Source organism: Microbacterium oleivorans (genome assembly GCF_001644225.1).
Classification (GTDB): Bacteria; Actinomycetota; Actinomycetes; order Actinomycetales; family Microbacteriaceae; genus Microbacterium; species Microbacterium gawkjiense.
In genome coordinates this window covers 131,195-157,729 of sequence record NZ_LSTV01000004.1, presented here as the reverse complement: position 1 = coordinate 157,729, position 26,535 = coordinate 131,195, and the positions used below count along the sequence as shown (strand labels likewise).

General features: G+C 72.0%; 23 protein-coding genes. 12 read left to right on the top strand and 11 right to left on the bottom strand.

Annotated features, from left to right (window positions below; translation table 11 throughout):
- Positions 1 to 129 precede the first annotated feature (129 nt).
- Positions 130 to 690 (top strand): acyl-CoA thioesterase, encoded by a 561-nt coding sequence (locus AYL44_RS11240; RefSeq protein WP_064003378.1) that lies wholly within the window; start codon positions 130 to 132, stop codon positions 688 to 690.
- A gap of 44 nt (positions 691 to 734) precedes the next feature.
- Positions 735 to 4,445, top strand: a complete 3,711-nt coding sequence (locus tag AYL44_RS11235; RefSeq protein ID WP_064003377.1) for a proline dehydrogenase family protein — start codon at positions 735 to 737, stop codon at positions 4,443 to 4,445.
- A gap of 197 nt (positions 4,446 to 4,642) precedes the next feature.
- On the opposite strand, the gene AYL44_RS11230 is transcribed toward AYL44_RS11235, so the two are convergent.
- Entirely contained in the window at positions 4,643 to 5,392 is a 750-nt protein-coding gene (locus tag AYL44_RS11230; RefSeq protein WP_231872789.1) for a hypothetical protein, read from the bottom strand.
- A 165-nt stretch (positions 5,393 to 5,557) separates the two neighbouring features.
- On the opposite strand from AYL44_RS11230, the gene ddaH reads away from it, so the two are divergent.
- The 5 genes from ddaH to AYL44_RS11205 are packed head-to-tail and all read left to right on the top strand — an operon-like array spanning position 5,558 to position 11,147.
- Positions 5,558 to 6,424 (top strand): dimethylargininase, encoded by an 867-nt coding sequence (ddaH, locus tag AYL44_RS11225; protein ID WP_064003375.1) that lies wholly within the window; start codon positions 5,558 to 5,560, stop codon positions 6,422 to 6,424.
- Positions 6,421 to 7,644: an ornithine--oxo-acid transaminase gene (gene rocD, locus AYL44_RS11220; RefSeq protein WP_064003374.1), complete on the top strand. Its 1,224-nt coding sequence runs from the start codon at positions 6,421 to 6,423 to the stop codon at positions 7,642 to 7,644. Before ddaH ends, rocD begins: the two co-directional genes overlap by 4 nt.
- Before the next feature lie 49 nt (positions 7,645 to 7,693).
- Positions 7,694 to 9,379 (top strand): circularly permuted type 2 ATP-grasp protein, encoded by a 1,686-nt coding sequence (locus AYL44_RS11215; RefSeq protein WP_064003373.1) that lies wholly within the window; start codon positions 7,694 to 7,696, stop codon positions 9,377 to 9,379.
- The gene (locus tag AYL44_RS11210) at positions 9,373 to 10,305 is read left to right on the top strand and encodes an alpha-E domain-containing protein (protein ID WP_064003372.1); all 933 of its coding nucleotides are present in this window, start codon (positions 9,373 to 9,375) and stop codon (positions 10,303 to 10,305) included. Before AYL44_RS11215 ends, AYL44_RS11210 begins: the two co-directional genes overlap by 7 nt.
- Positions 10,302 to 11,147 carry a transglutaminase family protein gene (locus AYL44_RS11205; protein WP_064003371.1) on the top strand — a complete coding sequence of 282 codons (846 nt, stop codon included), beginning with the start codon at positions 10,302 to 10,304 and terminating at the stop codon, positions 11,145 to 11,147. The genes AYL44_RS11210 and AYL44_RS11205 overlap by 4 nt, the downstream gene beginning before the upstream one ends.
- A gap of 8 nt (positions 11,148 to 11,155) precedes the next feature.
- Here AYL44_RS11205 and AYL44_RS14710 read toward each other — a convergent pair whose 3' ends face one another.
- A complete protein-coding gene (locus AYL44_RS14710) occupies positions 11,156 to 11,293 on the bottom strand; it encodes a hypothetical protein (protein ID WP_197471649.1) in 138 nt (45 codons plus the stop codon).
- Between the two features lie 403 nt (positions 11,294 to 11,696).
- On the opposite strand from AYL44_RS14710, the gene AYL44_RS11200 reads away from it, so the two are divergent.
- On the top strand, positions 11,697 to 12,989 hold the full coding sequence (locus tag AYL44_RS11200; RefSeq protein ID WP_064003370.1) for a sensor histidine kinase: 1,293 nt from the start codon (positions 11,697 to 11,699) through the stop codon (positions 12,987 to 12,989).
- On the top strand, positions 12,986 to 13,672 hold the full coding sequence (locus tag AYL44_RS11195) for a response regulator transcription factor (protein ID WP_064003369.1): 687 nt from the start codon (positions 12,986 to 12,988) through the stop codon (positions 13,670 to 13,672). The genes AYL44_RS11200 and AYL44_RS11195 overlap by 4 nt, the downstream gene beginning before the upstream one ends.
- A gap of 99 nt (positions 13,673 to 13,771) precedes the next feature.
- On the opposite strand, the gene AYL44_RS11190 is transcribed toward AYL44_RS11195, so the two are convergent.
- Genes AYL44_RS11190 through AYL44_RS11160 form a run of 7 tightly spaced genes read right to left on the bottom strand, consistent with a single transcriptional unit; the run spans position 13,772 to position 20,891 of the window.
- Entirely contained in the window at positions 13,772 to 15,475 is a 1,704-nt protein-coding gene (locus AYL44_RS11190) for a hypothetical protein (RefSeq protein ID WP_064003368.1), read from the bottom strand.
- 14 nt (positions 15,476 to 15,489) lie between these two features.
- On the bottom strand, positions 15,490 to 16,245 hold the full coding sequence (locus AYL44_RS11185) for an SDR family NAD(P)-dependent oxidoreductase (protein ID WP_064003470.1): 756 nt from the start codon (positions 16,243 to 16,245) through the stop codon (positions 15,490 to 15,492).
- 16 nt (positions 16,246 to 16,261) lie between these two features.
- Positions 16,262 to 17,110 (bottom strand): phosphogluconate dehydrogenase C-terminal domain-containing protein, encoded by an 849-nt coding sequence (locus AYL44_RS11180; RefSeq protein WP_064003367.1) that lies wholly within the window; start codon positions 17,108 to 17,110, stop codon positions 16,262 to 16,264.
- Entirely contained in the window at positions 17,107 to 17,901 is a 795-nt protein-coding gene (locus AYL44_RS11175; RefSeq protein ID WP_064003366.1) for a sugar phosphate isomerase/epimerase family protein, read from the bottom strand. The genes AYL44_RS11180 and AYL44_RS11175 overlap by 4 nt, the downstream gene beginning before the upstream one ends.
- Positions 17,898 to 18,662, bottom strand: a complete 765-nt coding sequence (locus tag AYL44_RS11170; RefSeq protein ID WP_064003365.1) for a triose-phosphate isomerase — start codon at positions 18,660 to 18,662, stop codon at positions 17,898 to 17,900. The genes AYL44_RS11175 and AYL44_RS11170 overlap by 4 nt, the downstream gene beginning before the upstream one ends.
- A complete protein-coding gene (locus tag AYL44_RS11165; protein ID WP_064003364.1) occupies positions 18,662 to 19,132 on the bottom strand; it encodes a ribose-5-phosphate isomerase in 471 nt (156 codons plus the stop codon). Before AYL44_RS11165 ends, AYL44_RS11170 begins: the two co-directional genes overlap by 1 nt.
- 1 nt (position 19,133) lies before the next feature.
- Entirely contained in the window at positions 19,134 to 20,891 is a 1,758-nt protein-coding gene (locus AYL44_RS11160) for a dihydroxyacetone kinase family protein (protein WP_064003363.1), read from the bottom strand.
- Positions 20,892 to 21,009: 118 nt separating this feature from the next.
- Between AYL44_RS11160 and AYL44_RS11155 the strand changes: the two genes are divergently transcribed.
- From AYL44_RS11155 to AYL44_RS11145, 3 genes are all read left to right on the top strand, one after another.
- Positions 21,010 to 21,750, top strand: a complete 741-nt coding sequence (locus AYL44_RS11155) for a FadR/GntR family transcriptional regulator (protein WP_064003362.1) — start codon at positions 21,010 to 21,012, stop codon at positions 21,748 to 21,750.
- A 95-nt stretch (positions 21,751 to 21,845) separates the two neighbouring features.
- On the top strand, positions 21,846 to 23,705 hold the full coding sequence (locus AYL44_RS11150) for a glycoside hydrolase family 3 protein (RefSeq protein ID WP_064003361.1): 1,860 nt from the start codon (positions 21,846 to 21,848) through the stop codon (positions 23,703 to 23,705).
- Positions 23,698 to 24,318, top strand: coding sequence for a TetR/AcrR family transcriptional regulator (locus tag AYL44_RS11145; protein ID WP_064003360.1), 621 nt, complete (start codon positions 23,698 to 23,700; stop codon positions 24,316 to 24,318). Before AYL44_RS11150 ends, AYL44_RS11145 begins: the two co-directional genes overlap by 8 nt.
- Here AYL44_RS11145 and AYL44_RS11140 read toward each other — a convergent pair.
- Together AYL44_RS11140 and AYL44_RS11135 are read right to left on the bottom strand one after the other, a co-directional pair.
- Positions 24,285 to 24,656 carry a nuclear transport factor 2 family protein gene (locus tag AYL44_RS11140; RefSeq protein ID WP_064003359.1) on the bottom strand — a complete coding sequence of 124 codons (372 nt, stop codon included), beginning with the start codon at positions 24,654 to 24,656 and terminating at the stop codon, positions 24,285 to 24,287. The genes AYL44_RS11145 and AYL44_RS11140 overlap by 34 nt on opposite strands.
- 90 nt (positions 24,657 to 24,746) lie before the next feature.
- Entirely contained in the window at positions 24,747 to 26,519 is a 1,773-nt protein-coding gene (locus tag AYL44_RS11135; protein WP_064003358.1) for a DUF5605 domain-containing protein, read from the bottom strand.
- Positions 26,520 to 26,535: the final 16 nt, after the last annotated feature.

Below are 26,535 nucleotides of genomic sequence, written 5' to 3'. Positions count from 1 at the left end.
CAGACTCTACGCACGGCCCGACAGATCGTGAAATCGACAGGGGCGCCCCCGCGCGCGCGGCCCGTCGACTGTCGGAGAGCGACAACGGATGCCGCACTGTGCGCGTGACCATGACTAGGCTCGCCGCTCGTGAACGTATGGTGGCGGACCCTGCTGACCCTGATGCGCGCGCGGGTGCTGTACCGCCGCCGCGGGCCCCTCCCGCCCGACGCGGTGGGCCGGATCCGGCTGCGGACCCTGCCGACGGACATCGACCTGCTCGGCCACATGAACAACGGTCGCTACGCCTCACTGTTCGACCTCGGCCGGTTCGACCTGCTCACCCGCACCGGCATCTGGCAGACGATGGACGAGCGCGGCTGGTACGGCGTCGTCGCGAGCGAGACGGTCACGTTCCGCAAATCTCTGCAGCTGTGGCAGCGCTTCACGGTCGAGACGCGGATCATCGGCCACGACGACAAGTCCGTCTTCCAGATGCACCGCGCGGTCGTCGACGGCGAGATCTACGCCGAGATGGTCCTGCGTGTCCGGTTCCTCCGCAAGTCCGGCGGCATCGTGCCCCTCGAGGAGCTGTTCGACGCGCTCCACCGGCCCGACACCCTGCCCGAGATCCCGCAGTGGATCCACGACTGGGCCGCGGCATCCGCTCTTCCCTCGACCCGTGCCGAAGCGCCCAGTATCTGGCCCTAGCGTGTCCCGCCCCGGCGGCCGGAGGCGCGCATAGGCTGAGCGTCATGTCGGACAGCTCTGTCGCGCCACAAGCGCCCTCCTCCGACCTCGCCGAGCGGGCCATCGCCCTCGCAGAGCGCTGGGTCGCCGAATCCGCCGAGGTCACCGTCGACCCGTCGGCCGAGCGTCTCGCGGGGGTGTTGAAGGACCCGAACGGCCTGCCGTTCACCCTCGGCTTCGTCGACGGGGTGATGCGACCGGAGTCCCTCACCGCCGCGGCCACCAACCTGCAGCGTGTCGCGCCGCTCGCCCCCGCCTTCCTGCCCTGGTACCTCCGGGCAGCCGTGCGGACGGGCGGCGTCGTCGCCCCCGTCCTCCCGACGCCCGTCGTCCCCATCGCCCGTCGCGTGCTGCGCGAGATGGTCGGTCACCTCATCGTCGACGCCCGACCCGACAAGCTCGGGCCCGCCCTGCAGACCCTGCGCGAGTCGGGGGCGCGTCTCAACCTCAACCTCCTCGGCGAGGCGGTGCTCGGCGAGGCCGAAGCCCTCCGACGCCTCGAGGGGATCCACGAGCTCGTCCGGCGCGACGACGTCGACTACGTCTCGGTGAAGGTCTCGGCGATCGCGAGCCACCTCTCGATGTGGGCGTTCGACGAGATCGTCGACCGCGTCGTCGAGCGGCTGCGCCCCCTCTACCTGTCGGCGGCCGAGGACGGCACGTTCCTCAACCTCGACATGGAGGAGTACCGCGACCTCGACCTGACGATGGCCGTGTTCATGCGGGTGCTGGACGACCCGCGCCTGAAGGGCCTCGAGGCCGGCATCGTGCTGCAGGCCTACCTGCCCGACGCCCTCCCCGCCCTCCGAACGCTCACCGCGTGGGCGCGCGAGCGCGTCGCGGCCGGCGGCGCCCGCATCAAGATCCGCCTCGTCAAGGGTGCGAACCTCGCGATGGAACACGTCGACGCGGTCATGCACGACTGGCCCACCGCCCCCTACGACTCCAAGCTCGACACCGACGCGAACTACGTGCGCTGCCTCGACGAGACGCTGCGCCCGGAGAACACCGAGGCGGTGCGGATCGGCGTCGCCGGACACAATCTCTTCCACATCGCGTACGCATGGCTGCTCGCCGGCGAGCGCGGGGTGCAGCGTGACGTCGAGGTCGAGATGCTCCTCGGCATGGCGCAGGGCCAGGTGCAGGCCGTCGCCCGCGAGGTCGGGCACGTGCTGCTCTACGTCCCCGTCGTGCGGCCGGACGAGTTCGACGTCGCGATCAGCTACCTCGTCCGCCGGCTCGAGGAGAACGCCTCGAGCGAGAACTTCCTCTCCGCCGCGTTCGACCTCGCCTACGACCGGGCCATGTTCGTGCGCGAGCGCGACCGGTTCGCGGCATCCATCGACCGCGCCGCCGACCGCACGCTGGTGACCGGACCTCGGCGCCGCCAGGACCGCACGGCGGCAGCCGCCGATGAGGTGACGATGACGACGGATGCCGCGGCCCCCGCGCCCTCCGATGACGCCGCCCTCACGCAGGTCGTCCTCGGCATCGCCGCGAAGGACGCGCGCCCGGCGGACCCCGACGAGACGCAGCCGGCCGGCCTGCCCGGGGGGTTCGCCGGCGACGCGTTCGTCGAGACCGCCGTTTTCTCGCCGCGTGAGAGCGCCGCCGCCGCGGGCGCCCCCGGTTTCCGCAACGCCGCCGACACCGACCCCGCCCTCCCCGCGAACCGCGCGTGGGCGCGCGAGATCCTCGGCCGTGTCCCGTCGTCGACGGCGGGGGATGCCGCGATCGCCGCAGCCCGCATCGGCACCGAGTCCGAGCTCGAGGCCCTGCTCGGCCGCGTGGGTTCGGCGGCCGGCGCATGGGGCTCGCTGCCCGCCGCCGATCGCGCCGAGGTCCTCCTCCGTGCGGCCGGCGCGCTCGAACGTCGCCGCGCCGAGCTCATCGAGGTCGCGGCATCCGAGACCGGCAAGACCCTCGCCGAGGCCGACGTCGAGGTGAGCGAAGCCGTCGATTTCGCCCGCTACTACGCCGCGACCGCGCGCGAGCTCGACCGGGTGAGCGGTGCCGTCTTCGTCCCCGACCGGGTGACGGTCGTCACGCCGCCGTGGAACTTCCCGGTCGCGATCCCCGCCGGCGGCGCGCTGGCCGCCCTCGCGGCGGGCTCGGGTGTCGTCTTCAAGCCCGCACCCCAGGCCCGCCGCTGCGCTGCGGTGGTGGCCGAGGCGATCTGGGAGGCCCTGGACGGCGCCGCTGTCGGCCGCGACATCCTCGCCCTCGTCGATCTCGACGAAGGCGGCCTCGGCACGCAGCTCATCACGCACCCGTCGGTGGACCGCGTCATCCTCACGGGATCCTTCGAGACGGCCGCGCTCTTCCGCTCCTGGCGTCCGGACCTCGCCCTGCAAGCCGAGACGAGCGGCAAGAACGCCATGATCGTGATGCCCTCGGCCGACCTCGACCTGGCGGCATCCGATCTCGTCCGTTCGGCGTTCGGCCACGCGGGACAGAAATGCTCCGCCGCCTCGCTCGCGATCCTCGTCGGTCCGGTCGCCCGGTCGCAGCGGTTCCGCCGTCAGTTGGTGGATGCCGCGACCTCGCTCCGCGTGGGCGCGCCCGAGGACCCGCTGACCGAGGTCGGCCCCCTCGTCGAGGCCCCGACCGGCAAGCTCGCCTGGGCGCTGACGACCCTCGACGAGGACGAGGAGTGGCTCGTCGAGCCGCGCGAACTGCCGCACCAGCGCTACGGCGGACGGCTCTGGACCCCCGGCATCCGCACCGGGGTGAAGCCCGGCTCGCGGGTGCACCTCGAGGAGTTCTTCGGCCCCGTCCTGGGGGTCATGCACGCGCGGTCGCTCGAGCACGCGATCGAGCTGCAGAACGCGGTCGACTACGGCCTCACCGCGGGCCTCTACACGCAGAACCCCGACGACCTCGCTGTGTGGCTCGACCGGGTCGAGGCGGGCAACCTCTACGTCAACCGCGGCACGACGGGCGCGATCGTCCAGCGTCAGCCGTTCGGCGGCTGGAAGCGGTCTTCCGTGGGCGGCGGCGCGAAGGCCGGCGGTCCGAACCACCTCGTCGGACTCGGGTCGTGGCGGCCGACGGCGGGGGTGGCGGCGTCGTCGACGCTGCACCTCAAGGGGCTCGACTCGTCGATCGCCGACGTCATCGAGGCGGCCCAGCCCGCCCTGGGCTACGAGGCGTTCGAGTGGCTGCGCCGTGCGGCGTTGTCCGACGCCGTCGCGTGGGACCGCACCTTCGGCAAGGTCGTCGATGTCTCGCACCTGGGCGTCGAGCGCAACCTCTTCCGCTACCGTCCGGCGAGCGTCGAGATCCGATCGACGACGGATGCCGCGCCGCAGGCGCTCGTGCGCGCGATCATCGCCGCCGTCCGCGCCCGCTCGACGTTCACCGTCAGCACGCCCGCGGGACTGCCCGCCACCGTGCGACAGGCGCTCGGCGCGCTCGAGGTGGCGGTGTTCGTCGAATCGGACGAGGACTGGATCGCGCGGATGGCGGCGCCCCGCGCGGAGGGCGTCCCCGCGCGGGCCGACCGGGTGCGCCTGGTGGGGCCGCCGGAGCAGGCGGGCGAGGTGCGCACCGCGCTCGCCGCCGCGATCTCGGGCGATCCGGATCTGGCCGTCTACGCCGACGAGGTCACGCAGGCCGGGCGGATCGAACTGCTCCCATTCCTGCGCGAGCAGTCGATCACGATCACGGCGCACCGCTTCGGCAACCCCGACCGGTGGAGCGAAGCCGTCATCTGAGACCGGGCGGGGCGGCCGACGACGGATTTATCCATCCGAAGAAGAAAACAACTTATCTTTCTGGTGCGGCGTCCGTCCACCCTGTTGACTGTCCTCGTGCGCTTCTGGGGGAGGCGCACAAGAACACTCCGGGGGGAGTGTCGCCCCGGATCGAGGACCTGGCGTCCTCGGCCCGGGGCATCTTTCGTCCCGGCGGCTCAGGAGTAGTGCGGACGACGGGCGTAGGTGTCGGGGTCGGCGTCCTCCCGCGGCACCATGAACGAGTCGACGAGCGCGCGCACCGTGAGCCCCAGCAGCGTCCACTCGCCGGTCGGTGTGCCGTCCGCGCCCGACAGACGGAACGTCGGGTGCGGGATCCGTTCGAGGGACCGGATGGCGAAGCCCTCGGCCATCGCCGCCATCGCCTCGGCGAAATCGTCGATCGTCAGCCCCTCGCGCATGCGCATCCCGTAGGCGTCGATGACGTACTGGTAGAGCTCGGTGAATGCCCGGATGGACTCGCGGTGACGCTCGTGGCTGGCCTCGGTGAGCTCCGGCCAGGTGTCCGCGGCCGTCCGCAGCGCCAAAGCCACCCGGAACGACTGCGCCTCGAGCAGATCGGTCGGGTCCTCGGTGGACAGCTCCGCGGCGAGGACGTGCTGCCGGGCCGCCTGGCGGATGATCTCCTCGCCGGTGACCTCTTCGCCGATGAGCTCCTCGACCTGGGCACGCATCGCATCGGCGGGGCCGGCCACGCGCATCCGCATCATGGCGACGGCGAGCTCGCGGTGGTAGTCGGCCTGGTCGCTCCAGAGTCGGTAGGCCGCCCCGGTGGTGAGTCCCGCGCGGCGGAGGACGTCCTGCAGTCGGATGTGCTGGACGCCGGCACTGACGCCGCGCTCGAGGAGCATCTGCATACCGGTGCGCAGCAGGAGGGTCTTCGTCTGTTCACCCGTGCGTCTGGCCATGCTCTGCATCCTGTCATTCATCGGCATGCATCCGAGGCGCCTGTCCACCGTCGCCCTCTCGGATCGACCTGGCATGATGGATCCCGGCGTGCCCGATTCGTCGGCTTCCGCAAGCTCCGTCGGGCCTCTGGACAGCGTCCGCCGCCCCGGGAACGAGGAGCGAGAATGACGACGCAGAACGACACGGTGCCTCTGCGGATCGCCCAGCGCCGCCGCTACCTGATGTGCCGACCGGACCACTTCACGGTGTCGTACAGCATCAACCCGTGGATGGAGCCGGCGAACCCCACCGACACCGCGAAGGCCGTGCGCCAGTGGCAGGCGCTCCACGACGCGTACGTCGCCCTCGGGCACCAGGTGGAGCTCATCGATCCGGTGCCCGGGCTGCCCGACATGGTCTACACCGCGAACGGCGGATTCATCGTCGACGGGCGGGCGCTGGGAGTCCGCTTCCGTGTCGACGAGCGCCGTGGCGAGGAGCGGCCGTTCATGGACTGGTTCGCCGCACACGGCTTCGAGGTCGTCGAGCCCGTCGAGGTGCAGGAGGGCGAGGGTGACTTCCTCCTCGTCGGCGACACGATCCTCGCGGGCACCGGATTCCGGTCGGTCGGGGACAGTCACCGCGAACTCGCCGAGGTCTTCGGGCGCGAGGTGGTGTCACTGCGCCTCGTCGATCCGCGGTTCTACCACCTCGACACGGCCATCACCGTCCTGGATCCCGTCGAGGGCCCCACGGGAGTCGAGCGGGCGAACATCGCCTACCTGCCGTCCGCGTTCGACGAGGCGTCGCAGCGGGTGCTCGCCGAGCGCTACCCCGACGCCATCCACGTGTCGGATGCCGACGGTGCCGTCTTCGGGCTGAACGCGGCCAGCGACGGCCTCCATGTCTTCGTCTCGCCCCGCGCCACCGGCTTCGCCGCGCAGCTCGAGGAGCGCGGCTACATCCCCGTCCCCATCGATCTGTCCGAGCTCCTGCTCGGCGGCGGCGGCATCAAGTGCTGCACGCTCGAACTGCGCGGAGGTGCGCGATGACCGACGTCCGGCCCCAGACGACCCCGTCCGCAGATCTCATCGGGGCCGAAGAAGCCCACGTGGCGCACAACTACCACCCCCTCCCCGTCGTGGTCGCCGAGGGGGAGGGGTCGTGGGTCACCGACGTCGAGGGGCGGCGCTACCTCGACCTGCTGTCGGCGTACTCGGCCCTGAACTTCGGGCACCGGCATCCCGCCCTCGTCGCCGCAGCGACGGAGCAGCTCGGGCGACTGACCCTCACCAGCCGGGCGTTCCACAACGACCGCCTCGGCACCTTTGCCGACGCGCTCGCCGCCCTCGCCGGCAAGGACATGGTCCTACCGATGAACACGGGCGCCGAAGCCGTCGAGACCGGCATCAAGGTGGCGCGGGCGTGGGCGTACCGCGTGAAGGGGGTGCCCGACGGGGCGGCGAAGATCGTCGTCGCGGCCGGCAACTTCCACGGCCGCACGACGACCATCGTGGGTTTCAGCGACGACCCGCAGGCCCGCGACGGCTTCGGGCCGTTCGCGCCCGGGTTCGAGATCGTGCGCTACGGGGACGCCGCGGCCCTGGCCGCCGCGATCGACGAGAACACCGCCGCCGTCCTCATCGAGCCGATCCAGGGCGAGGCGGGCGTGGTCATCCCGCCGGACGGGTACCTCCGCGCCGTGCGCGAGGCCTGCACCGCGGCGAACGTGCTGTTCATCGCCGACGAGATCCAGTCCGGCCTCGGGCGGGTCGGCACGACGTTCGCGTGCGAGCGCGAGGGTGTCATCCCCGATCTGTACCTGCTCGGCAAGGCGCTGGGCGGCGGCATCCTCCCCGTGTCCGCCGTCGTGGGCGATCGTGACGTGCTGGGTGTCATCCACCCCGGCGAGCACGGCTCGACCTTCGGCGGCAACCCGCTCGCGGCGGCCGTCGGTCTCGCCGTCGTCGACCTGCTCCGCACCGGCGATCTGCAGAAGCGCGCACTGTCGCTCGGCGACCACCTGCGCGCGCGGCTCGAGCCCCTCCTCGGGGCGGGTGTCACGGCGATCCGCGTCGCGGGCCTCTGGGCGGGCGTCGACATCGACCCGGCCGTCGGCACCGGCCGCCAGGTCGCCGAGCGGCTGCTCGCGCGAGGAGTCCTCGTCAAGGACACGCACGGGCAGACCATCCGCATGGCACCGCCGCTGGTCATCCGCGCCACCGAGATCGACTGGGCCGTCGAGCAGCTGCGCCTCGCCCTCGAAGGCTGACCCGCGGGGCGAAACACTCCGGCAACACCGCCCGGATTAGGCTCGTCGCATGGGTGACCTCTTCGACGGATACGGCTCCACGCTGGCGCCGCGCAAGACCCCTTCCGGCGTCCCCGCATTCGACGAGATGTTCGCCGAGGTGGCGCATCCCGGCGAGGCGGCGCAGTCGCGGTCGACCTATCGCGAGCTCTATCAGGCCCTCGCGCAGATGACGCAGGACGAGCTGCGGGGACGCACCGAATCGCTCGCGAGCTCGTACCTCGCACAGGGCGTCACGTTCGACTTCGCGGGCGAGGAACGGCCGTTCCCGCTGGATGCCGTGCCCCGGGTCATCGCCTACGACGAGTGGTCGCGCATCGAGAAGGGTGTGCAGCAGCGCGTCCGTGCGCTCGAGGCGTTCCTCGACGACGCGTACGGTCACCAGCACGTCGTCCGCGACGGCGTGCTGCCGGCGAAGCTGATCGCGTCGTCGCAGTACTTCTACCGGCAGGCGGCCGGCATCCGCTCGGCCAACGGCGTCCGCATCCAGGTCGCCGGCATCGACCTCATCCGCGACGAGCACGGCGAGATGCGCGTGCTCGAGGACAACGTGCGTGTGCCCTCGGGCGTGAGCTACGTCATCTCCAACCGCCGGGTCATGGCGCAGACGCTGCCCGAGCTGTTCGTCTCGATGCGGGTGCGGCCCGTCGGCGACTACCCGAACAAGCTCCTGCAGGCGCTCCGCAACTCCGCGCCCCCCGGCGTCGACGACCCGAACGTCGTCGTCCTCACCCCCGGTGTATACAACTCCGCGTACTTCGAGCACACGCTGCTCGCCCGCCTCATGGGCGTCGAACTCGTCGAGGGGCGCGACCTCGTGTGCCAGGGCGGCAAGGTCTTCATGCGCACCACGCGCGGTCGGCGCCGGGTCGACGTCATCTACCGCCGCGTCGACGACGACTTCCTCGATCCGCTGCAGTTCCGCGCCGACTCGATGCTCGGCGCTCCCGGGCTCATGCTGGCCGCGCGCCTGGGCAACGTCACGATCGCCAACGCCGTCGGCAACGGCGTCGCCGACGACAAGCTGCTCTACACGTACGTGCCCGACCTCATCCGGTACTACCTCGCCGAGGAGCCCATCCTCAAGAACGTCGACACGTGGCGGCTCGAGGACCCGGGCGCCCTCGAAGAGGTGCTCGACCGCCTCGACGAGCTCGTCGTGAAGCCGGTCGACGGCTCGGGCGGCAAGGGCCTCGTCGTCGGCCCCGATGCGAGCCCCGCCGAGCTCGACGCCCTGCGCTCGAAGCTCCTCGCCGACCCCCGCGGCTGGATCGCGCAGCCGGTCGTCATGCTCTCGACGATCCCGACCCTGGTCGACGACGGGATGCGGCCGCGCCACGCGGACCTGCGACCGTTCGCGGTCAACAACGGTGACGAGGTCTGGGTGCTCCCCGGCGGCCTCACCCGCGTCGCGCTGCCCGAGGGGCAGCTCGTCGTCAACTCCAGCCAGGGCGGCGGGTCGAAGGACACGTGGATCGTCGGTGGCGACGCGCCGAACCGCGGGGAGTACGGGCAGGCGCAGTCCCTGGCCGGCCTCGTCGCCGAGCAGGCGACGGCGACCTCCGCCATCCCGATCATCTACGACGCCCAGGACGAACCGGACCACTCGCCGCAGGACCGGCCCCGCGCGACGGCCGAGCAGCAGGAGCAGCAGCAGCAGGGACGCGAGACCGCGGGAGGTGAGGACGGATGCTGAGCCGCATCGCCGAGAGCCTGTTCTGGATCGGGCGCTACATCGAGCGCTCCGACGGCACCGCCCGCATCCTCGACGTCCACCTGCAGCTCCTGCTCGAGGACCCGTGGATCGACGAGGACACCGCCTGCCGCTCGCTCATGGGCGTCATGGGCACGGTGACCCCCGCCGGAGATCAGCCCGTGACGCGCGCCGCCGTGCTGACGAACCTGGCCGTCGACCGCACCAACCCGTCGTCGATCGCCTACTGCCTGCAGGCGGCGCGCGAGAACGCCCGGCGCGCCCGCGAGATCGTGTCGACCGAGCTGTGGGAGACGCTGAACACGACGTACTCCCGGATGCCGCGACGGCTCAACGACGAGAAGACGCACGAGTTCTTCCAGTGGGTGCGCGAACGGGCCGCGCTCGCCGTCGGCGTGACCGACAGCTCCACGAGCCACGACGAGGCCTGGCAGTTCTTCACGCTCGGCCGCGCAATCGAGCGCACCGACATGACGGCGCGGATGCTGGCGACGCGGTCGCTGACCGAGGCATCCGGTCCGTCCTGGACGACCATCCTGCGCTCGTGCGGGGCCTACGAGGCGTACCTGCGCACCTACCGCGGCATGCCGAGCTCGCAGAACGCGGCCGAGTTCCTGCTGCTCGACCGGCTGTTCCCGCGCTCGATCATCCACTCCATCCGCACCGCCGAGCAGTGCATGAGCGCGATCGACCCCGTCGCCGACCGCGTCGGGCACTCCAACTCGGTGCTGCGCGCGCTCGGTCGCATGCGCAACGAGCTGGAGTACCGGCCGATCGAGGAGGTCCTCGCCGAGCTCCCCGCCCACATGCAGAGCGTCCAATCGGTCACCCGGGAGGCGTCCGAGGCGATCCGCGGGCGCTTCTTCCCCACCCAGGCCGAACCCAGCTGGATCGGAGAGACCTCATGAAGCGTCTGCGCATCGAGCACACGACGGGCTTCGACTACCCGGGCGAGGTCGGGGCGTCGTACAACGAGGCGCGGATGCTGCCGACGACGAGCGACAGCCAGTTCGTCCTCAGCTCGCAGCTCGACATCGAGCCCTCGACGAACGTCAACTACTACGTCGACTACTTCGGGACGCGGGTCGCCGCGTTCGACGTGCTGGCGAAGCACTCGGCGCTGCACATCACGGCGCGCTCGCTCGTCGAGGTGCGCGCGCGGCCCCTCACGCACCCCGACATGTCGTGGGAGGCCCTCTCTCGCGACGCGCAGCGGTCGATCGGCACGGTCGAGATGCTGTCGCAGACGCGCCGCACCGACCCGCATCCCGAGGTCGCGGCGCTCGCGTCGGGCATCGCGGCCCAGCACGAGAACCCCTCGCACGCGGCGCTCGCTATCGCGACGGCCATCGGCGAGGCCGTCGAGTACGTGCCCGGCGCGACCGAGGTGCAGTCCACCGGTGCCGAGGCGTGGGCGGAGCGCAAGGGCGTGTGCCAGGACATGGCGCACATCGCGCTCGGCGCGCTGCGCTCGGTCGGCATCCCCGCCCGGTACGTCTCGGGGTACCTGCACCCGAACCCCACCGCCGAGGTGGGCGTGCCCGTGGTCGGCGAGTCGCACGCCTGGATCGAGTGGTACGCCGGCTCGTGGCACGGCTTCGACCCGACCAACGACGCCGAGATCGGCGACCGGCACGTGACGGTGGGCCGCGGGCGCGACTACAACGACGTGCCGCCGCTGCGCGGGGTCTACGCGGGACCGTTCAAGAGCCGTCTCGAGGTGCGGGTGCTCATCACCCGCGAGGCCTGACCGCCGGGTCAGGCCGGGGAGTCGTCGGGGTCGAGCGTCTTGAGGGTGTCCTCCTCGACGGCGTTGTCGGCGTCGAGCTGCTGCTCGGTCGTCTCGTCGCCGCCGGTCGGGTCGTCCTGCTCGGGAGTGGGGGATGCGTCGCTCATGGCCGCGACGGTACGCGCGGCGACCGGCGGCATCCGACCCCTTGACAGTGCCCTCGGAGTGGTGGGGGAGTCGGGGCCCGGACTTCCCCCGAAGTCGTTGGGCCCCGAGCCGACGAGTCGAAGCCTGGCCCGTCGGTTCCCCCACACGTCAACCTAGGGTGCCGGCGGCGGGTGCCACGGGGGAGTGAGCCGGGCCGTCGCCGGCTGCCCGGCGCGGAAGTGCCCGGCTGCGGGGCGAGGAGGCGGGCCGCGGCCCGCGTGCTCCGCGCAGATCGGCTGTCGGGTTTCATCCGAATGAGTGACTAATTCGCGGACACCGCCGTGGATGACCGTGCGCGGCGGCGGGTCATGACAGGCTCCTGAGCGAGCGATCCGCTCCCGAGCCCTGAAAGCAGCACCGCCGATGACCCTCTCGACGCGCCCCGATCCGTCTGCGCCGGCCACGGTGCGGGCGCCTCTCGTCCTGCTTGGGACGACGCGCGCGTCGCTCCTGTTCGTCACGACGGTCTTCATCGCGACGCTCATCCAGGTGCTCGCGACGCCGACCGTCGCCTTGTGGGAGTCGCCCGATCTGGAATGGCCGTTGCCGACGTCGATCCCTGCGACCTACGGGCTGCTGGTCGCGGGGTGCGCGCTGCAGGCGGCGGCGCTGACGATGTTCTCCCGCCGCCCGGGGACGACCGTCGTGGTCGTCGTCGCCGTCCACCTCGCGCTCGCGGTGGGCCTGGGGGTGCCGACGTGGGTCCAGGGCATGCACATCGTCATCGCGGGCGCCCTCTTCCTCGTTGCGACCCGGGTGTCGACCGCGTGCGTGGTCGCGTGGTGCGCAGCAGTCGTGATCGCGGAATCCGCGGTGCTGCTCTGGTTCGTGCTCGGCTCGGGTGAGTCGGTGACCGTGGGGATCGGCTGGGTCGCGGCCAACGTCGTCTCGCTCGCCGCGCCGGCGGTCGCGGGCACGGCGCTCGGAGTCTGGTGGACGACGAAGACGCGCCGGATGCAGCAGGCCCGCGAGGAGGCGGAGCTCGCCACGCAGGAGCACGCGGACCGCGTCGCCGAGGCGCAGCAGCGCGAGCGCGCCCGCATCGCCCAGGAACTGCACGACGTCGCGGGCCAGCACCTGGCGGGGCTCATCACGCTGACCGACGCTGCCCTCACCGTCGCGCCGACGCGCGCCGACGAGGCGCTCGCCCTGCTGCAGGACGTCCGCGACGAGGGGCGCTTCGCGGCGGCGGGTCTCGCGGGGGCGCTCGCCGACCTGCGGGCGGGGGGTGTCGCCCCCTCCGGCACGACGCGGGATGTCCGAAGCCTCGACGAGCTCGTCGCGTTCTGGCGGGAACGGGGCGCGACCGTCGACGCCACGATCCGCGGCGACGTCGACGCACTGCCCGCCGTCGTCTCGACCACCGCTTTCCGGTGCGTGCAGGAGGCGCTGACGAACGCCGCCAAACACGCCCCGCGCGCGCCCGTCCGTATCGAGATCGTCCACGACGCGGACCGTCTCGTCGGCACGGTCGCCAACGCGGCGCCCGATCACGCCGGGCAGCGACGCGCCGTGGGCCTCGGCTGGGGGCTGAGCGGCATGCGCGAACGGGTCGAGATCCTCGGGGGCACGTTCGCGGCGGGAACGGATGCCGGGGGCGGCTGGACGCTGGCGTTCGAGATCCCCGTCGGCTCGGGTGGGACGGAGCGGTCGTGACCGAGACGAGGACGCACATCCGGGTGCTCATCGCGGACGACAACCGGTCGGTCCGCAAGGGGCTGCGCCTGCAGTTGGAGGCGGCCGGCGGCATCCGGATCGTGGGGGAGGTCGCGAACGGTGTCGACGCGGTGCGCGTGGCGCGCGCCGAGGCGGTGGACGTCGTGCTCATGGACATGCAGATGCCCGGCCTGAACGGTGCGGACGCGACGCGGGAGCTGCTGGACGGCGGCGGTCCTGCCCCGGCCGTCATCGTGATGACGAGCTTCGCCGTGGACGGGTACATCACCGACGCGATCGACGCCGGCGCCGTCGGGTACCTGCTCAAGAGCTACGACGCCGACCAGCTCGTGGGCGCCGTCTACGCCGCCGCGCGCGGAGAGGCGGTCGTCTCGACCCGGGCGATCACGCCGGTCCTGCGCGAGTTCGTCCGCCGCCGCGGGCCGAAGCCCGACCTGGACCTGCTCGATTCGCTCAGCCCCGCCGAGCGTCGCGTCGTCGCGATGCTCGCGTCGGGGGTGACCGCGAACGAGGCGATCGCGGCCGCGCTGCACGTCTCGGTCCACACCGTGCGCACGCAGCTCCAGTCCGCGCTGCGCAAGACCGGCCTCGCGGACCGCACGCAGCTCGCGCTGTGGGGCGTCCGCAACCGGCTCGACGACGAGGCCGCGCGCTCAGTGTGACCGCGGGTGGTGGGGCGCGGCATCCGCTCGGGGTTCCGGGGTCGCGTGTCGTCGCGCCGCCTCGGGGAAGGCGACGTCTCGCGTCCCTCGACTCGCCGCTCAGACCGCGCGGAACGTCCCGGGCTCGAGCTCGACCCGGCGCACGTCCCCCGCGACCTCCAGCGTGACGGATCGCGGCCGACGGTCGAGGTTGGCGGCCAGGATCGTCGTCGCCGAGCTGCGCCGGCCGATCGCCCACACGAGCCCGTCCGGGCTGTCGCCCCACAGCAGTTCGCCGCCGTCCCCATCGCCCAGGGCACGGATCGCGGCGGCGACCGGCAGATCGCCGCCGTCGGATGAGCGGATGCCGCGGGGCCCCCACTCCTCGAAGTAGGCGAGCGATGCGACACCCGGCACCGCGAGGGCAGCGGCGCTCGCGACGGTCCAGGCGGCAAGTTCCGGCGCGCTCTGTCGCTCGTCCGCCGTGCCCGTCAGGTGGGCGCCGTAGCCCTCGGACAAGTCGGTCGCCGGCGAGGTGGGTGCGGGGCGGGTCGCGACGTTGTTGAAGCGCGGACGCAGCGCGACCGGTCCGAGGTGCACCGGGACACCCCCCGCCGCCGCGACAGCCTGCCGTGCGACGAGCCGCTGCATCTCGAGCGACTCGACGAGCTGCTCCGTGCCGGTCGCGTGGAACAGCGGCGCCACGGTCGTCGTCACGCCGTCGAGATCGCTCGGTAGGCGGTGGCGCTCCCGGTTGAGCTCGGTGAAGTGCGACCGCGAGCCGCCGACCACCGGCACCGTGACGCCGGCACGGTCGAGGGCGGCGCGCAGCGCGGCGACGGTGTCGGCATCCGAGACGTGGGCCGCGCCTCCGGCTGAGGCGAAGGCGCCCACCCGGCGGACGTCGAGCCCTCGCAGGGCCGCGGCCGCGGCATCCGTTTCTGCGGCATCCTCGATGCCGGTCAACCGGACGTCGAGCGGCGCAGCGGACCCCGCGGCGCGGGCCAGGGCGGCCCGCCAGGACGGCGTGCGCAGGTCGAGCTCGACGAGCACACCGTTTCCGAGCGGCTCGACCGGTGGGGCCGGATCGGGCGCCGACGACGCCCCGAGGAGGATCTCAGGGAACGCGCCGCCGGGTCGGAGGGTGATCGTGTCGGATGCCGGCGGTGCGGGCGCGAGCTTCCCCGCGACCGACACCTCGACCGACTGCCGCACCCGCCCACCGGCGCTGACGCGGTAGGGGAATGGAAGGTCGAGGGGGCGGCTGTAGGTCTTGAACGAGGCGTCGGTCCAGTTGCGCTGGTCCTCCATCTCGAACACGTCGCCGTCGAACGCGACATCGACGGTCGCGCCGTTGACCTGCCACGTGAGCGCTGCGACGTCGCGCACCGGCTGATGCGGGCTGATCTCGCGGGGGAACGCGCTCCGAGTGAGGGTGCCGTCCGGATGCCGCACCTCGACCGCCGTGCCGGCGAGCGTGGGCGGGTGCAGCACGACCAGACCGGTGCGGTTCGTGGCGAACGCCGCCGCCGACTCGAGGTCGAGGATCACCCGGAGCTGCGCCTGACGCGCCTCGACCCGCACGACACCCGTGAACGACGAGCCCAGACCCGCGGACCGCACGTGCAGCATGAGGGTCTCGTCCCGCGTCTGGACCCGGTCGACGACGAGGTCGGCCGTGTCCCAATCGGCGTCCCGGACGACGGCGCGGATGCTGCGCAGCACCACTCGTCCGTCGATCGCGATGTCGGCGAGCTCGTCGCCGCGCAGCTCGAGCGACCAGCGGCCGCTGCGCCACGGCATCCCCTCGGTCCACCAGGTCATGACACGGTCCCGCGTCAGAGCGAGGTCATCCCGCCGTCGACCTGGAAGGTCGCGCCGGTCGCGAACGATCCGTCGTCGCTCGCGAGGTAGACCATGATCCCGGCGACGTCGTCGGGCGTCCCGGCGCGGCCGATCGGGATCCGGCCGACGATCGCGGCGCGGGAGGCGGGGTCCTCGCTGATCGCCGAGACGAGCGGTGTCTCGGTGTAGGCCGGCTGCACCGTGTTGACCCGGATGCCGCGGTCGGCGTACGCCGCCGCGACGGTGCGCGAGAGGCCGTGCACGCCGGCCTTCGAGGCGCTGTAAGCCGTGAAGTCCCGGCCCTCGCCGTTGACGGCCGTCGGGCTGCCGGTGAGGATGATCGATCCACCGCCCAGGGTCAGCATCGTCCGCACCGCGTACTTCACGGTCAGGAAGGCGCCGGTCAGGTTGACGTCGATCGTGCGGCGCCAGACGTCGAGGTCGAGGTCGGCGGCGGGGGCGTCCTGTCCGAACAGCTGGATGCCGGCGTTGGCCACCACCACGTTCGGTGCCCACCCCGCATCCGTTGCGGCGGCGAAGCCGGCAGCCACGGAGGCCTCATCGGAGATGTCCATCGTCACCGCCATCGCGGCGTCGCCGATGCGGTCGGCGGCGGTCTGCGCGCCCTCACCGTTGCGGTCGGCGAGGATCACGCGGGCGCCCTCGCGGGCGAAGCGTTCGGCGACGGCCGCGCCGATGCCGAGCGCGGCTCCGGTGACGAGGGCGGTCTTCCCGGCGAGTCGTGTCATGTCGGTCATCTCCGGATCAGCGCTCGATGCGGTCGAGGTGGAGCATGCGCGCGAGGTTCTTGTCGAGCTCGTCGTCGCGGAAGATCTTCTTCCAGTCCTTCTTGATGATGCTCTCGCGACCGTAGTCCATCGCGATCAGGCACGCGTCGCTGAACGGGTTGTCGCCGCGCAGGCCGTTCGCGAGCGCCACCTGGGTGTGCCCGTAGAGGATGCTGCGGGCCGCCGCCTCGGGGACGCCCATCGTGTGGATCGCCTCATCCAGCGCCTCGTTGAGGAGCGAGCCGATCATGCAGGCGACGGTCTCGACGAGGGTCGGCTCGAGCTGGGCGAGCTGCTTCACGGTGACGAAGTGCACGTCGATGACCGGCGCGTAGATCGCGCGGACGGTCTCCTCGACGATGCGGGCGTGATCGGGGTCGTCGGACTCGACGGCGGCGATCGCGTCCTGCGGTGCGGCGATTCCACCGAAGGTGTCGGCCCACTCCTCCTTCGTCGTGCGCTCGAGGAACACCGACGGGTGGCACGGGTGCGCGACGGCCTGGATGACGTCCTCGCGAGTCGTCAGCAGTCCCGCGTAGGCCGCGGCCGGGTCGAGCGTGAGGACGATGGCGCCGGACTTCAGCTGGGGGACGACGTCGGCGGTCACCGCCCCGAGGGCGAGGTCGGGAACGGCGAGGACGACGATGTCGGCGTCGGCGACCGCGACGGATGCCTCGGTCAACTCGCGTCCGGCGGCGACCGTCCGCTCGCGCCCGGCGGGCGAGTTCTCGACGTAGCGGACGACGTGGTCGGTCTTCACGAGGTTGTTGGACACGCGCATGCCCATCTTCCCTCCGGCGCCGATGACGGCGATGGTGTGACTCATTCGAGGCTCCTCAGGTGGTTCAGGGTGGCGCGGGTCCAGTCGCGCTCGGTGCGGACGGTGGTCTCGGGGTCGCCCTGCCAGGGCAACCAGTGCTCGACGATCTCGTTGACACCGCGCCCCCGCGGCCGGACGGTGTCGAGCAGGTGGCGGTAGTCGTGCAGGCCTTCGCCCATGCGGGCGCCCGAGTAGGTGAACCCGACCCAGCCCGGCTGTCGAGCGAAGGCGAAGTCCTTCGCGTGAACATTCACGACCACTTCGGCGGCCTCTTCGACGCAGGTGCGTGGCGATTCCAACCGCGCGACGACGTTCGCGGGGTCCAGGCAGATGCCGAGGTTCGGGCTGTCCGCCTCGTGCACCAGCCGCACGAGATCGGTCGTCGCGATCTGCTCGTACGTCTCGAGGGCCAGGGTCACCCCCGCTGCCTCGAAGGAGGGCAGGATGCCGCGCAGCAGCGCCCCGGCGTCCACAAGTGTCGGTCGGGAGTCGGGGCCGAACACCATGCTGCGCACGAGGCGTGCATCGAAAACGTCGGCGATGCGGAGGAAGCGCTCGAGGTGAGCGGTCTCGATGCCCTTCGTGCCGAGCTCGATCGTGAGGCCGAGTGTGCGGGCGGCGCGGGCGGCATCCGCGATCTCCCCGTCGGTCATCCCGGTCAGGGGGGCGTAGTCGCAGATCTGGAACAGCTCGAGGTCGAGCTCGCGGGTCGCCTCGAACGCTCCGATGAGACTGAGCGGTTCGTCGACGCGATCGGAGTGCTGCCAGAAGAACGCGTAGGTGCCGAGCCCGATCACGACGCGCTCCGGGCGAGCGCGTACGCCTCGTCCAGCACGTCGCCGAGCGCCACGGGATCATGCGCGGAGCGACCGAGGAAGAGGCCGTCCACCGCGTCGCCCAGTCCCGTCAAGAGGCCCGGACCCGCCGAGCCGCCATAGATGACGCGCGAGCCCGAGCGGTCGCCGTCGGCAAGGAGGGCGGTTCGCAGCGAGCGTGTCACCGTCCCGATGTGGTCGATCGGTGCGGGCGCAGGGGCGCCGATGGCCCAGACGGGCTCGTACGCGACGATCACCGGGCCGGCGGGGGCGCCGGCGAGGCTGCGTGCGAGCTGGGCGACGGTGGCGGCCGCGGCACCGGCGGCATCCGTTCGTTCCTCCTCGCCCAGGCAGAGCACGGGGGTCACCCCGTGGCGGAGGGCGGCAGCGGCCTTGGCGGCGACGTCGGCGTCGGATTCGCCGAAGAGGCGGCGCCGTTCGGCGTGACCGACCTCGGCGCAGGCGACACCGGACTCGGCGACCTCCGCGGCGGTCACCTCGCCCGTGTACGCGCCGGGCTCGAACGCGGAGACATCCTGCACGCCGAGGCGGACGCGGGTGCCGGCGAACGCGCCCGCGGCGTCGTCGAGCTGGAGGTAGGTGGGGATGACGAACGCCTCGACGGCGCCGGAACGCACACCTTCGTGCGCGCGCAGCACCGCGGCCGCGGCGGCGAACCAGACGCGCGCCTGCCGGCGACCGAAGTACGCCTTCAGGCTCACCCCCACCGTGATCTGCGGCATCAGCAGGATCCGGTGCTCTCGTATTCGCCGATGACCGCGACCTTCGATGCCGACGCCGACGACGGGTCGAACCGGTAGGTCAGCCACTCGCGCACGAGGCGGCGGGCGAGCTCGATGCCGACCACACGCTGGCCCATCGTCAGCACCTGCGCGTCGTTCGAGAGCACGCCCCGCTCGACGGAGAACGAATCGTGCGCCGTCACGGCGCGGATGCCGGCGACCTTGTTGGCGGCGATCGCGACACCGAGGCCGGTGCCGCAGATGAGCAGGGCGCGGTCGGCCTCGCCGCGGGCGACGCGCTCGGCCGCCTCTATGGCGACCTTCGGGTACGCGGTGTGACCGTCGGCATCCACTCCGACGTCGATCACCGACGCGACGCCGTCGTTCTGCTCGAGGTCGCGCTTGAGGATCTCCTTGTAGTCGTAACCGGCGTCGTCGCTGCCGATGACGATGCGCAGGGGGGTGGTCATGTCAGATCCTCTCGAGGGAGTCGGGTGATGCGGACCGACTGATGACGGGGGCGGCGGCGAGGGTCTCGCCGACCGCCGAAACGATGAGCGCGAAGGAGTGCGCGCCGGCGTCGACGGTGCCGACGGCGTGCGCGCCGTGCGTGCGGGCGCGTCCCTTCCGCGGGAGGAGGTCCGCGGTGGTGGCCGCCGCTGCGGACGCGGATCTCGCGGCCGTGCGCCAGGCATCCGCCAGTCGCGCCCCCGCCGCGACCTCGCGGCTGAGCGTCTCGGTGAAGGGCAGGAGAGCGTCGACCATCGTCTTGTCGCCGGGTTCGGCCTTGCCGTGTGCGATCACGGCGCCGACGCCGGCCGCGACCCCGTCGGCGATGCGGGCCGCGTCGGGGCGGCCGGCGTCGCCGAGGCGGTAGGCGAGCTCGGCCAGGAGCAGGCCCCACAGGGCGCCGGAGGTCCCTCCGGCCCGGTCCGACCAGGCGTCTGCGGCGCGCGCGAGGGTGGTCGCAGCTCCCGCACCCGCCGCGGCGGCGAGCCGTGCGGCAGCGACCGCGGCGCGGGAACCGCGCTGCATCCCGATGCCGTGATCCCCGTCGCCCGCGACGGCGTCGATGCGACCGAGCTCGTCGACGTTCTCCTCGATCGTCCGCGCGACGGTGTCGAGGGCGGCCACGACGGTCGCCGCGAGCAGGACGGATGCCGCATCCCCAGCGATCTCCTCGGCCGCCGCGGACGTGTCGGTGCGGGCGGGCTCCCGCCGTTCGGCGGCCGTGACAGCCCCGCGCCGGTACGCGGGGGTGTCGACCGGGGTCTCCCATAGGTCGGCGAGCTCGTCATCGAGCCAGAAGAGGGTGAGCGAGGTGCCGGCCATGTCGAAGCTCGTGCAGTACTCACCGACGTGCGGGTCGACGATCTCGAGTCCGGCCTGTTCGAGCAGTGCGGCCACGCGGCGGTAGACGACGAAGAGCTCCTCGTGCTTCAGCGACCCGAGGCCGTTCAGCAGGGGGACGACGCGGCCGTCGGCGCCGTCCGGGCGCTCGGTGAGCAGTCGCTCCACGAGCATGTCGGCGAGGCCGTCGGCGGTGGGGATGTCGGTCTCGTCGATGCCGGGTTCGCCGTGGATGCCCAGGCCCACGGCCATGCGTCCGTCGGGCACGGAGAAGAGCGGTGCCTCGGCCCCAGGAAGCGTGCAGCCCGTGAACGCGACGCCGAAGGAGCGGGTGCGCTCGTTCGCGAGCCGCCCGACGCGGGCGACACCCGCGAGGTCGTAGCCCGCCGCGGCAGCACCGGCCGTGGCGCGGAAGACGGTGAGGTCGCCGGCGATGCCGCGGCGACGCTCGCGTTCGTCGGGACCGGCGCTCGCGATGTCATCGGTCACGACGACGGTCTCGCAGTCGATGCCCTCGGCGCGCAGCCTCTCCTGGGCGGCGTCGAAGTTGAGGACGTCCCCCGCGTAGTTGCCGTAGGTGAGCAGCACGCCGCCGCCGGCGTGCGCCGCGTGCGCGACGGCGTGGACCTGCTGCGTCGAGGGCGAGGCGAAGAGGTTGCCCATCGCCGCGCCGTGGGCGAGGCCCGGGCCGACGAGCCCGCCGAAGGCGGGGTAGTGCCCCGATCCGCCGCCGATCACGACGGCGACCTGGCCGTCGGGGACGCGGGTGCTGCGGACGACGCCGCCCGTCACGCGCTCGACGTAGCGACCGTTCGCGGCGACGAAGCCGTCGATCATCTCGTCGGCGAAGTCGGCCGGGTCGTTCCACAGGCGCGTCATCGCGTGCTGCTCCTCGGGTCGCGGAAACGGGTGTCCATTCGCCATTGTGCACAACCGGTTGACCAATTGCAAGGGTCGACGTCTCGGCATCCGTCGTCCGCTCCCGTATGTTGAAGCCGTGCCCGCATACCCGTCCGACCGCTCCGCCGAGATCACGGCCGCCCTCGGCGCTCTGCCGTCGGGCACCCCCGTCTCCGAGGTCGCGCGGCGGCTCATGGATCTCTTCACGAGCGGGGAGATCGAGCCCGGCACGCGGCTTCCCCCCGAGCGGCAGCTCTCGCTGACCCTCGGTGTCGGCCGCTCCGCCGTGAGAGAGGCGCTCGCGGCACTCGAGATCCTCGGCATCGTCGACGTCCGCCCCGGATCCGGGACGTACCTGCGCGGCACGGCGAGCGACCTGCTGCCGCAGACCCTCCGCTGGGGGCTGCTCATCGGACGCCGCAGCACCGACGATCTGCTCGATGTCCGCTCGGGACTCGAGATCTACTGCGCGCGCCTCGCGGCATCGCGCGCCGACGGTGCCGACATCGCCCGCCTCGCGGTATCCCTCAACCGGATGCGCGGGGCGGGCACGGACCTGGCGGCCTTCGCCCGAGCGGATGCGGCCTTCCACGACGCGCTCGCCCGCGCGGCGGGCAACGACGCGCTCGTCGACCTGCTGCACGTCGTCCGCTCGCTGCTGCAGGTCTACGCCGATCGCGCCGTCCACGACGCCGACGCCGCGCGTCTCGCCGTCGCCGAGCACGACGCCGTCTTCCGGGCCGTCGAGGCGAGGGACGAGGATGCCGCGGCCTCGGCGATGGCCGTGCACATGACGACCGCCGCCGCACGCCTCGCGGGGTCGTCGGGGGACGCCTGATCCGTCGTTGCGCAAACCACTGAACGTTATTTAGTCTTTCGACGTCGGGACCGCGCCGGTTCCCGCCCGCCACGACGACGTCGCAGGAGACCGCAGTGACCGCATCCCTTTCCACCGCCCCCGACGGCACGCGTTACCGCGACCTCAACCGCAACGGCGTGATGGACCCGTACGAGGACCCGCGTCTGCCCGTCGCCGAGCGGGTCGCCGACCTCGTGTCGCGCCTCTCGCTCGAGGAGAAGGCGGGGCTCATGATCCAGACGATCGTCCCGACGACGACCGACGGCGAGGTCGACGGGCCGTCGATGATGCCGGGCCGCACCTCGGCGCGGGAGTTCGTGGAGGGCATGCACGTCACGCACCTGAACATCCACCAGATCCCCGACCCTCGGGCGATGGCGCGGTGGGTGAACGGGCTGCAGCGCGTGGCAGCCGCGTCGGGCCACGGCATCCCGGTCACCATCTCGACCGATCCGCGACACTCGTTCACCGAGAACGTCGGCGCGTCGTTCACCGCCGGCCACCTCTCGGCGTGGCCCGAGCCGCTCGGCCTCGGCGCGCTGGCCGACCCGGGGTTCGTGCGGGAGTTCGCCGACATCGCGCGGCAGGAGTACCTGGCCGTCGGCATCCGCTCGGCCTTGCACCCGATGCTCGACGTCGCGACCGAGCCGCGCTGGCCGCGCCAGTACGGCACGTTCGGACAGGATGCCGACCTCGTGGGACGCCTGGGTGTCGCCTACGTCGACGGGTTCGAGGGCGACCGGCTGACGGCGGCGAGCGTCGCGTGCATGGCCAAGCACTTCCCGGGCGGCGGGCCCGAGAAGGACGGCGAGGACCCGCACTTCCCGTACGGCACCGACCAGGTGTACCCGGGCGGCATGTTTGAGTACCACCTCGAGCCGTTCCGCCGGGTCATCGACCGGGGCGTCTCGGCGATCATGCCGTCGTACGGGATCCCGCGGGGCGTCGTCCTCGACGGCGAACCCGTCGAGGAGGTCGCCTTCGGCTTCAACCACCAGATCATCACCGGACTGCTGCGCGAGAAGCTCGGCTTCACGGGTGTCGTCTGCACCGACTGGGGGCTCATCACCGAGTCCCGTCTGATGGGCAAGGTGCTGCCGCCGCGGTCGTGGGGCGTGGAGCACCTCAGCGATATCGAGCGGGTGCGCAAGGCCCTCGACGCGGGTGTCGACCAGTTCGGCGGCGAGGACGACCCGGCCCTCGTGATCGAGCTCGTGCGCTCGGGTGCCGTGCCCGAGTCGCGGCTCGACGTTTCGGTCGCGCGGCTGCTGACCGTCAAGTTCGAGCTCGGCCTGTTCGACGACCCGTTCATCGACGAGGATGCCGCGGGCGAGATCGTCGGCAGCGCCGAGTTCCGGGCAGCGGGCGACCGCGCGCAGTCCCGGTCGACAGTGATCCTCCCCGGCGGGGCGGGCGAGGCGGCATCCGTCCTGCCGCTGCGGCCCGGTACCGCGGTGCACGCGCCGCAGGTCTCGGACGACGCGATCCGTGCGGCGGGGCTAGTGCCGGCCCCGTATGCCGCGGGTGCCGACGTCAGCGTGCTGCGGCTGCAGCCGCCGTTCGAGCCGCGCGACGAGTTCATGCTCGAGGCGCACTTCCACGCCGGTTCGCTGGCGTTCGACGACGCAGTCGTGGCGGGCGTCGCGGAGGTCGCCGCCGCGGCGCCGACCGTCGTCGCGGTGCACCTCGAGCGGCCCGCGCTGCTCGCGCCCGTCGCCGCGCACGCCCACGCCGTGGTCGCGACGTTCGGCGCGTCGGACGAGGCGCTGCTCGACGTGCTCACCGGCCGGGTGCCCGCCGCGGGACGCCTGCCGTTCGAGGTCCCGCGCGACGAGGCGGCGGTCCTCGCCGGGCACTCCGATGTCCCCGGCGGCACGGTCGACCCGGTGTACGAGGCCGGCACCCCCTCTCTCGTGGTGACGACGGATGCGTGAGCGGCGCACCTCAGCGCAGGGCCGGGAGAGTCGGGAACTCATCCTGCAGACGGCGCTCGAGGTCATCGGGCGGCGCGGGTTCGGCTCGACGTCGCTCCGCGACATCGCCGCCGAGGTCGGGATGACGCAGGCCGGCATGCTCCACCACTTCGGCACCAAGGAGAATCTGCTCGTCGAGGTGCTGCGCCAGCGCGACGCCGCGACCCGCGAGGCGCTCGCCGAGCAGGACGGCGACGAGCCGCCGTCGGTGCGGGTCGCGCGGCGCAACGCCGAGACGCCCGCGCTCGTGCACCTGTACGCGAGCCTGCAGGCGGCGGCATCCGCTCCGGACCATCCCGCGCATGCCTTCTTCGAGGAGCGTCAGCGGAGCGTGCACGCCGTCGTCGCAGCTGACATCCGTGCACGGCAGGATGCCGGCGAGATGCCGGCGGGGGTGGATGCAGACACCGCCGCGACCGTGCTGCTCGCCCTGTCGGACGGCCTGCAGCTGCAACAGGGCGTCGACCCGTCGATCGACATCGCCGAGATCCTCGCCTGGACCTGGGAACGGCTCGCGAGCCCGAACGAGCCCGATGGGAGTCACGACGGTCGGGTACCGGGCGGCGGAGCCTGAGAAACCTCCGTCCACACTTCCGTCATCGTTTCGATCAGCCCGTCCCGGACACTGATGAACGTCGCGCAGGCGAATTCCATCACTCCGCTGTCGTCACGAGCGGTGACGACGGATCGGCACGCGGCGCGCGTCTGATCTCCCAGGACCTCCTCGACACGCAGACCTTCGAATCCGGGGTAGGCGGCATTGAGTTCGATCCATGCCGCACGATCGAAGCTCTCCTCCGTGTGGACGTACCTGCAGGAGAAAGCCGGGTGCAGGTAGCGTTCCAGCTCATCCCAGCGATGCTCGTCGAGCGCCGACATCAGTTGGGACAAGAGCGACACAGCCTGCATCATCGAATCGTACGGCCCAGGCCACCCGGTCCTGGAGGTCTCCGAAGATGCCGCGCGCCGACCCGCGGCATCCGCTCAGTCGGGATCCCTGGCTCAGTCCACCCGCGTCACGCGGATCGCCATGAACTGGCGCCCCGGCAGCTCGACGCGCACCTGACCGCGATACGTTCCCGGCAGCTCGTCGATCGTGGTGTTCCAGGTGTCGATGACCTCGACCCGCCACTCGCCGTCGTCGAGGATGACGTTGCGGAACCGCGGCCGGTTGAATCCGAAGTAGGCGACCTTCAGGCGGCCGGGGACGCCACCCCAGGGGACGTCCCAGTCACTCGGCAGCGGGTCCCACACGCCGCCGGGTGCCTGCGACTGCAGGTGCTCGAGGAAGCCGATCCGCGAAGGGGACGAGCCGTGCAGCGCGCCGCCCTTCGACCACCAGAGGACCTCGTCGTCGTCGCCGACGGATGCCGCGCCCCCGAGGGCGGGCGGATAGTAGGTCTCGCCGTGGCCGACGTAGCCGCCGCGGACGGCGCCCTCCCAGAACCGGCGCACCATCTCCTCACCGGTGATGTTGCCCCAGCCCTGGTCGATGTCGCCCTCGTAGGCGCACTCGTCGATGACGACGGGCTTGCCCCACTCCTCGCGCCACTGGTCGGTGTTCTCCGCGGTGCGGTAGACGTCGACCCGCTGGATGCTGACGTGCGTGATCCACGGCTTCGCGTAGTCGTACACGGGACGGCAGTTGTGGATCGAGTTGAGGTGACCGAAGGCATCCTCTTCACCGACGATCGCCGCGAGGCGCTCCCAGTCGTCGAGGTCCTTCGACCACAGCAGGTCGTACTCGTTCGCCATCGACCACCACACGTTCGCGAAGCCCGACAGGCGCCGCACGACGTAGCGGACGTACCGCTCGTCGACGGCGGGGCCGAGGTCGGCGAATCCCCACCGGTCGTACGCGTGGAAGAGGATGAGGTCGGCCTGGATGCCGAGGGCCGCCAGCTCGCCGATTCGCTGCTCCAGCCGCCGGAAGTGCGCGGGGTCGAACCGCGTGTGGTCGAAACCGTCCGCGAGGCTGCCGACGAAGGGGAAGTCGGCCGGTTCGTTCGCGTTGTAGAGGTACGACTTGGGGAAGACGCACATGCGCAGCTTCGCGAACGGTGCCCCGGTGAGCGTTTCGAGGGTCTTCTCCTGCAGCTGCTCGGGCTGGTGGGTCCAGGCGTACGCGGTCGTGCCGATCGGGCGGTGCCGTGTGCCGTCGGCGTGCCGGAAGTGGAAGCCATCGACCCGCACCGGACCGTGCGAGCCGTCGCGCGCGCCGGTGACTTCGACCAAACCGGTGAGGCCGTCGAGCGAGCGCGCGGTGGAGCGCGTCTCGAAGGTCCAGGTGCCGACCGTGTCGGCCAGTGCGCGGATCACGTACACGCCGTCGCCGTCGTAGAAGCCGCCGACCCGGATCTCGTCGCCGCCGCGCCGGAAGACCGCGTCGAGCTCGACGTCGACGAACGGGTTGCCGTGCGAGGGTCCTGCGAAGCGCAGCTCGAGCGGATCCCACAGCGGCGTCGGCGTCGGCAGCGTCATCGTCGCCGACGCCCGCGCGACGTCGTCTCCCTCGTACGCGGGGTCGGGGGTGATCGCCGGCGCGTACGGCGGACGACCCGCCCCGGACCCGACCGCGGCGAGCGCGGCGAAGAACTGTTCGCGCACCTCGAGGTCCTCGAGGGCGGGGACGATCGCGACGAGCTGCCCGAGGCGGCCACCGCGGAACTGCGTCGCCATGGGCGAGGCGGCCACCCCCGGCAGGTACCGCTCGAGGATCGCGCGGGCGTCCGGGTCGTCGAGGGCTTCGCCGAAGGTGCTGGCACGGTCGAACATGGTGTCTCCTCGGAGG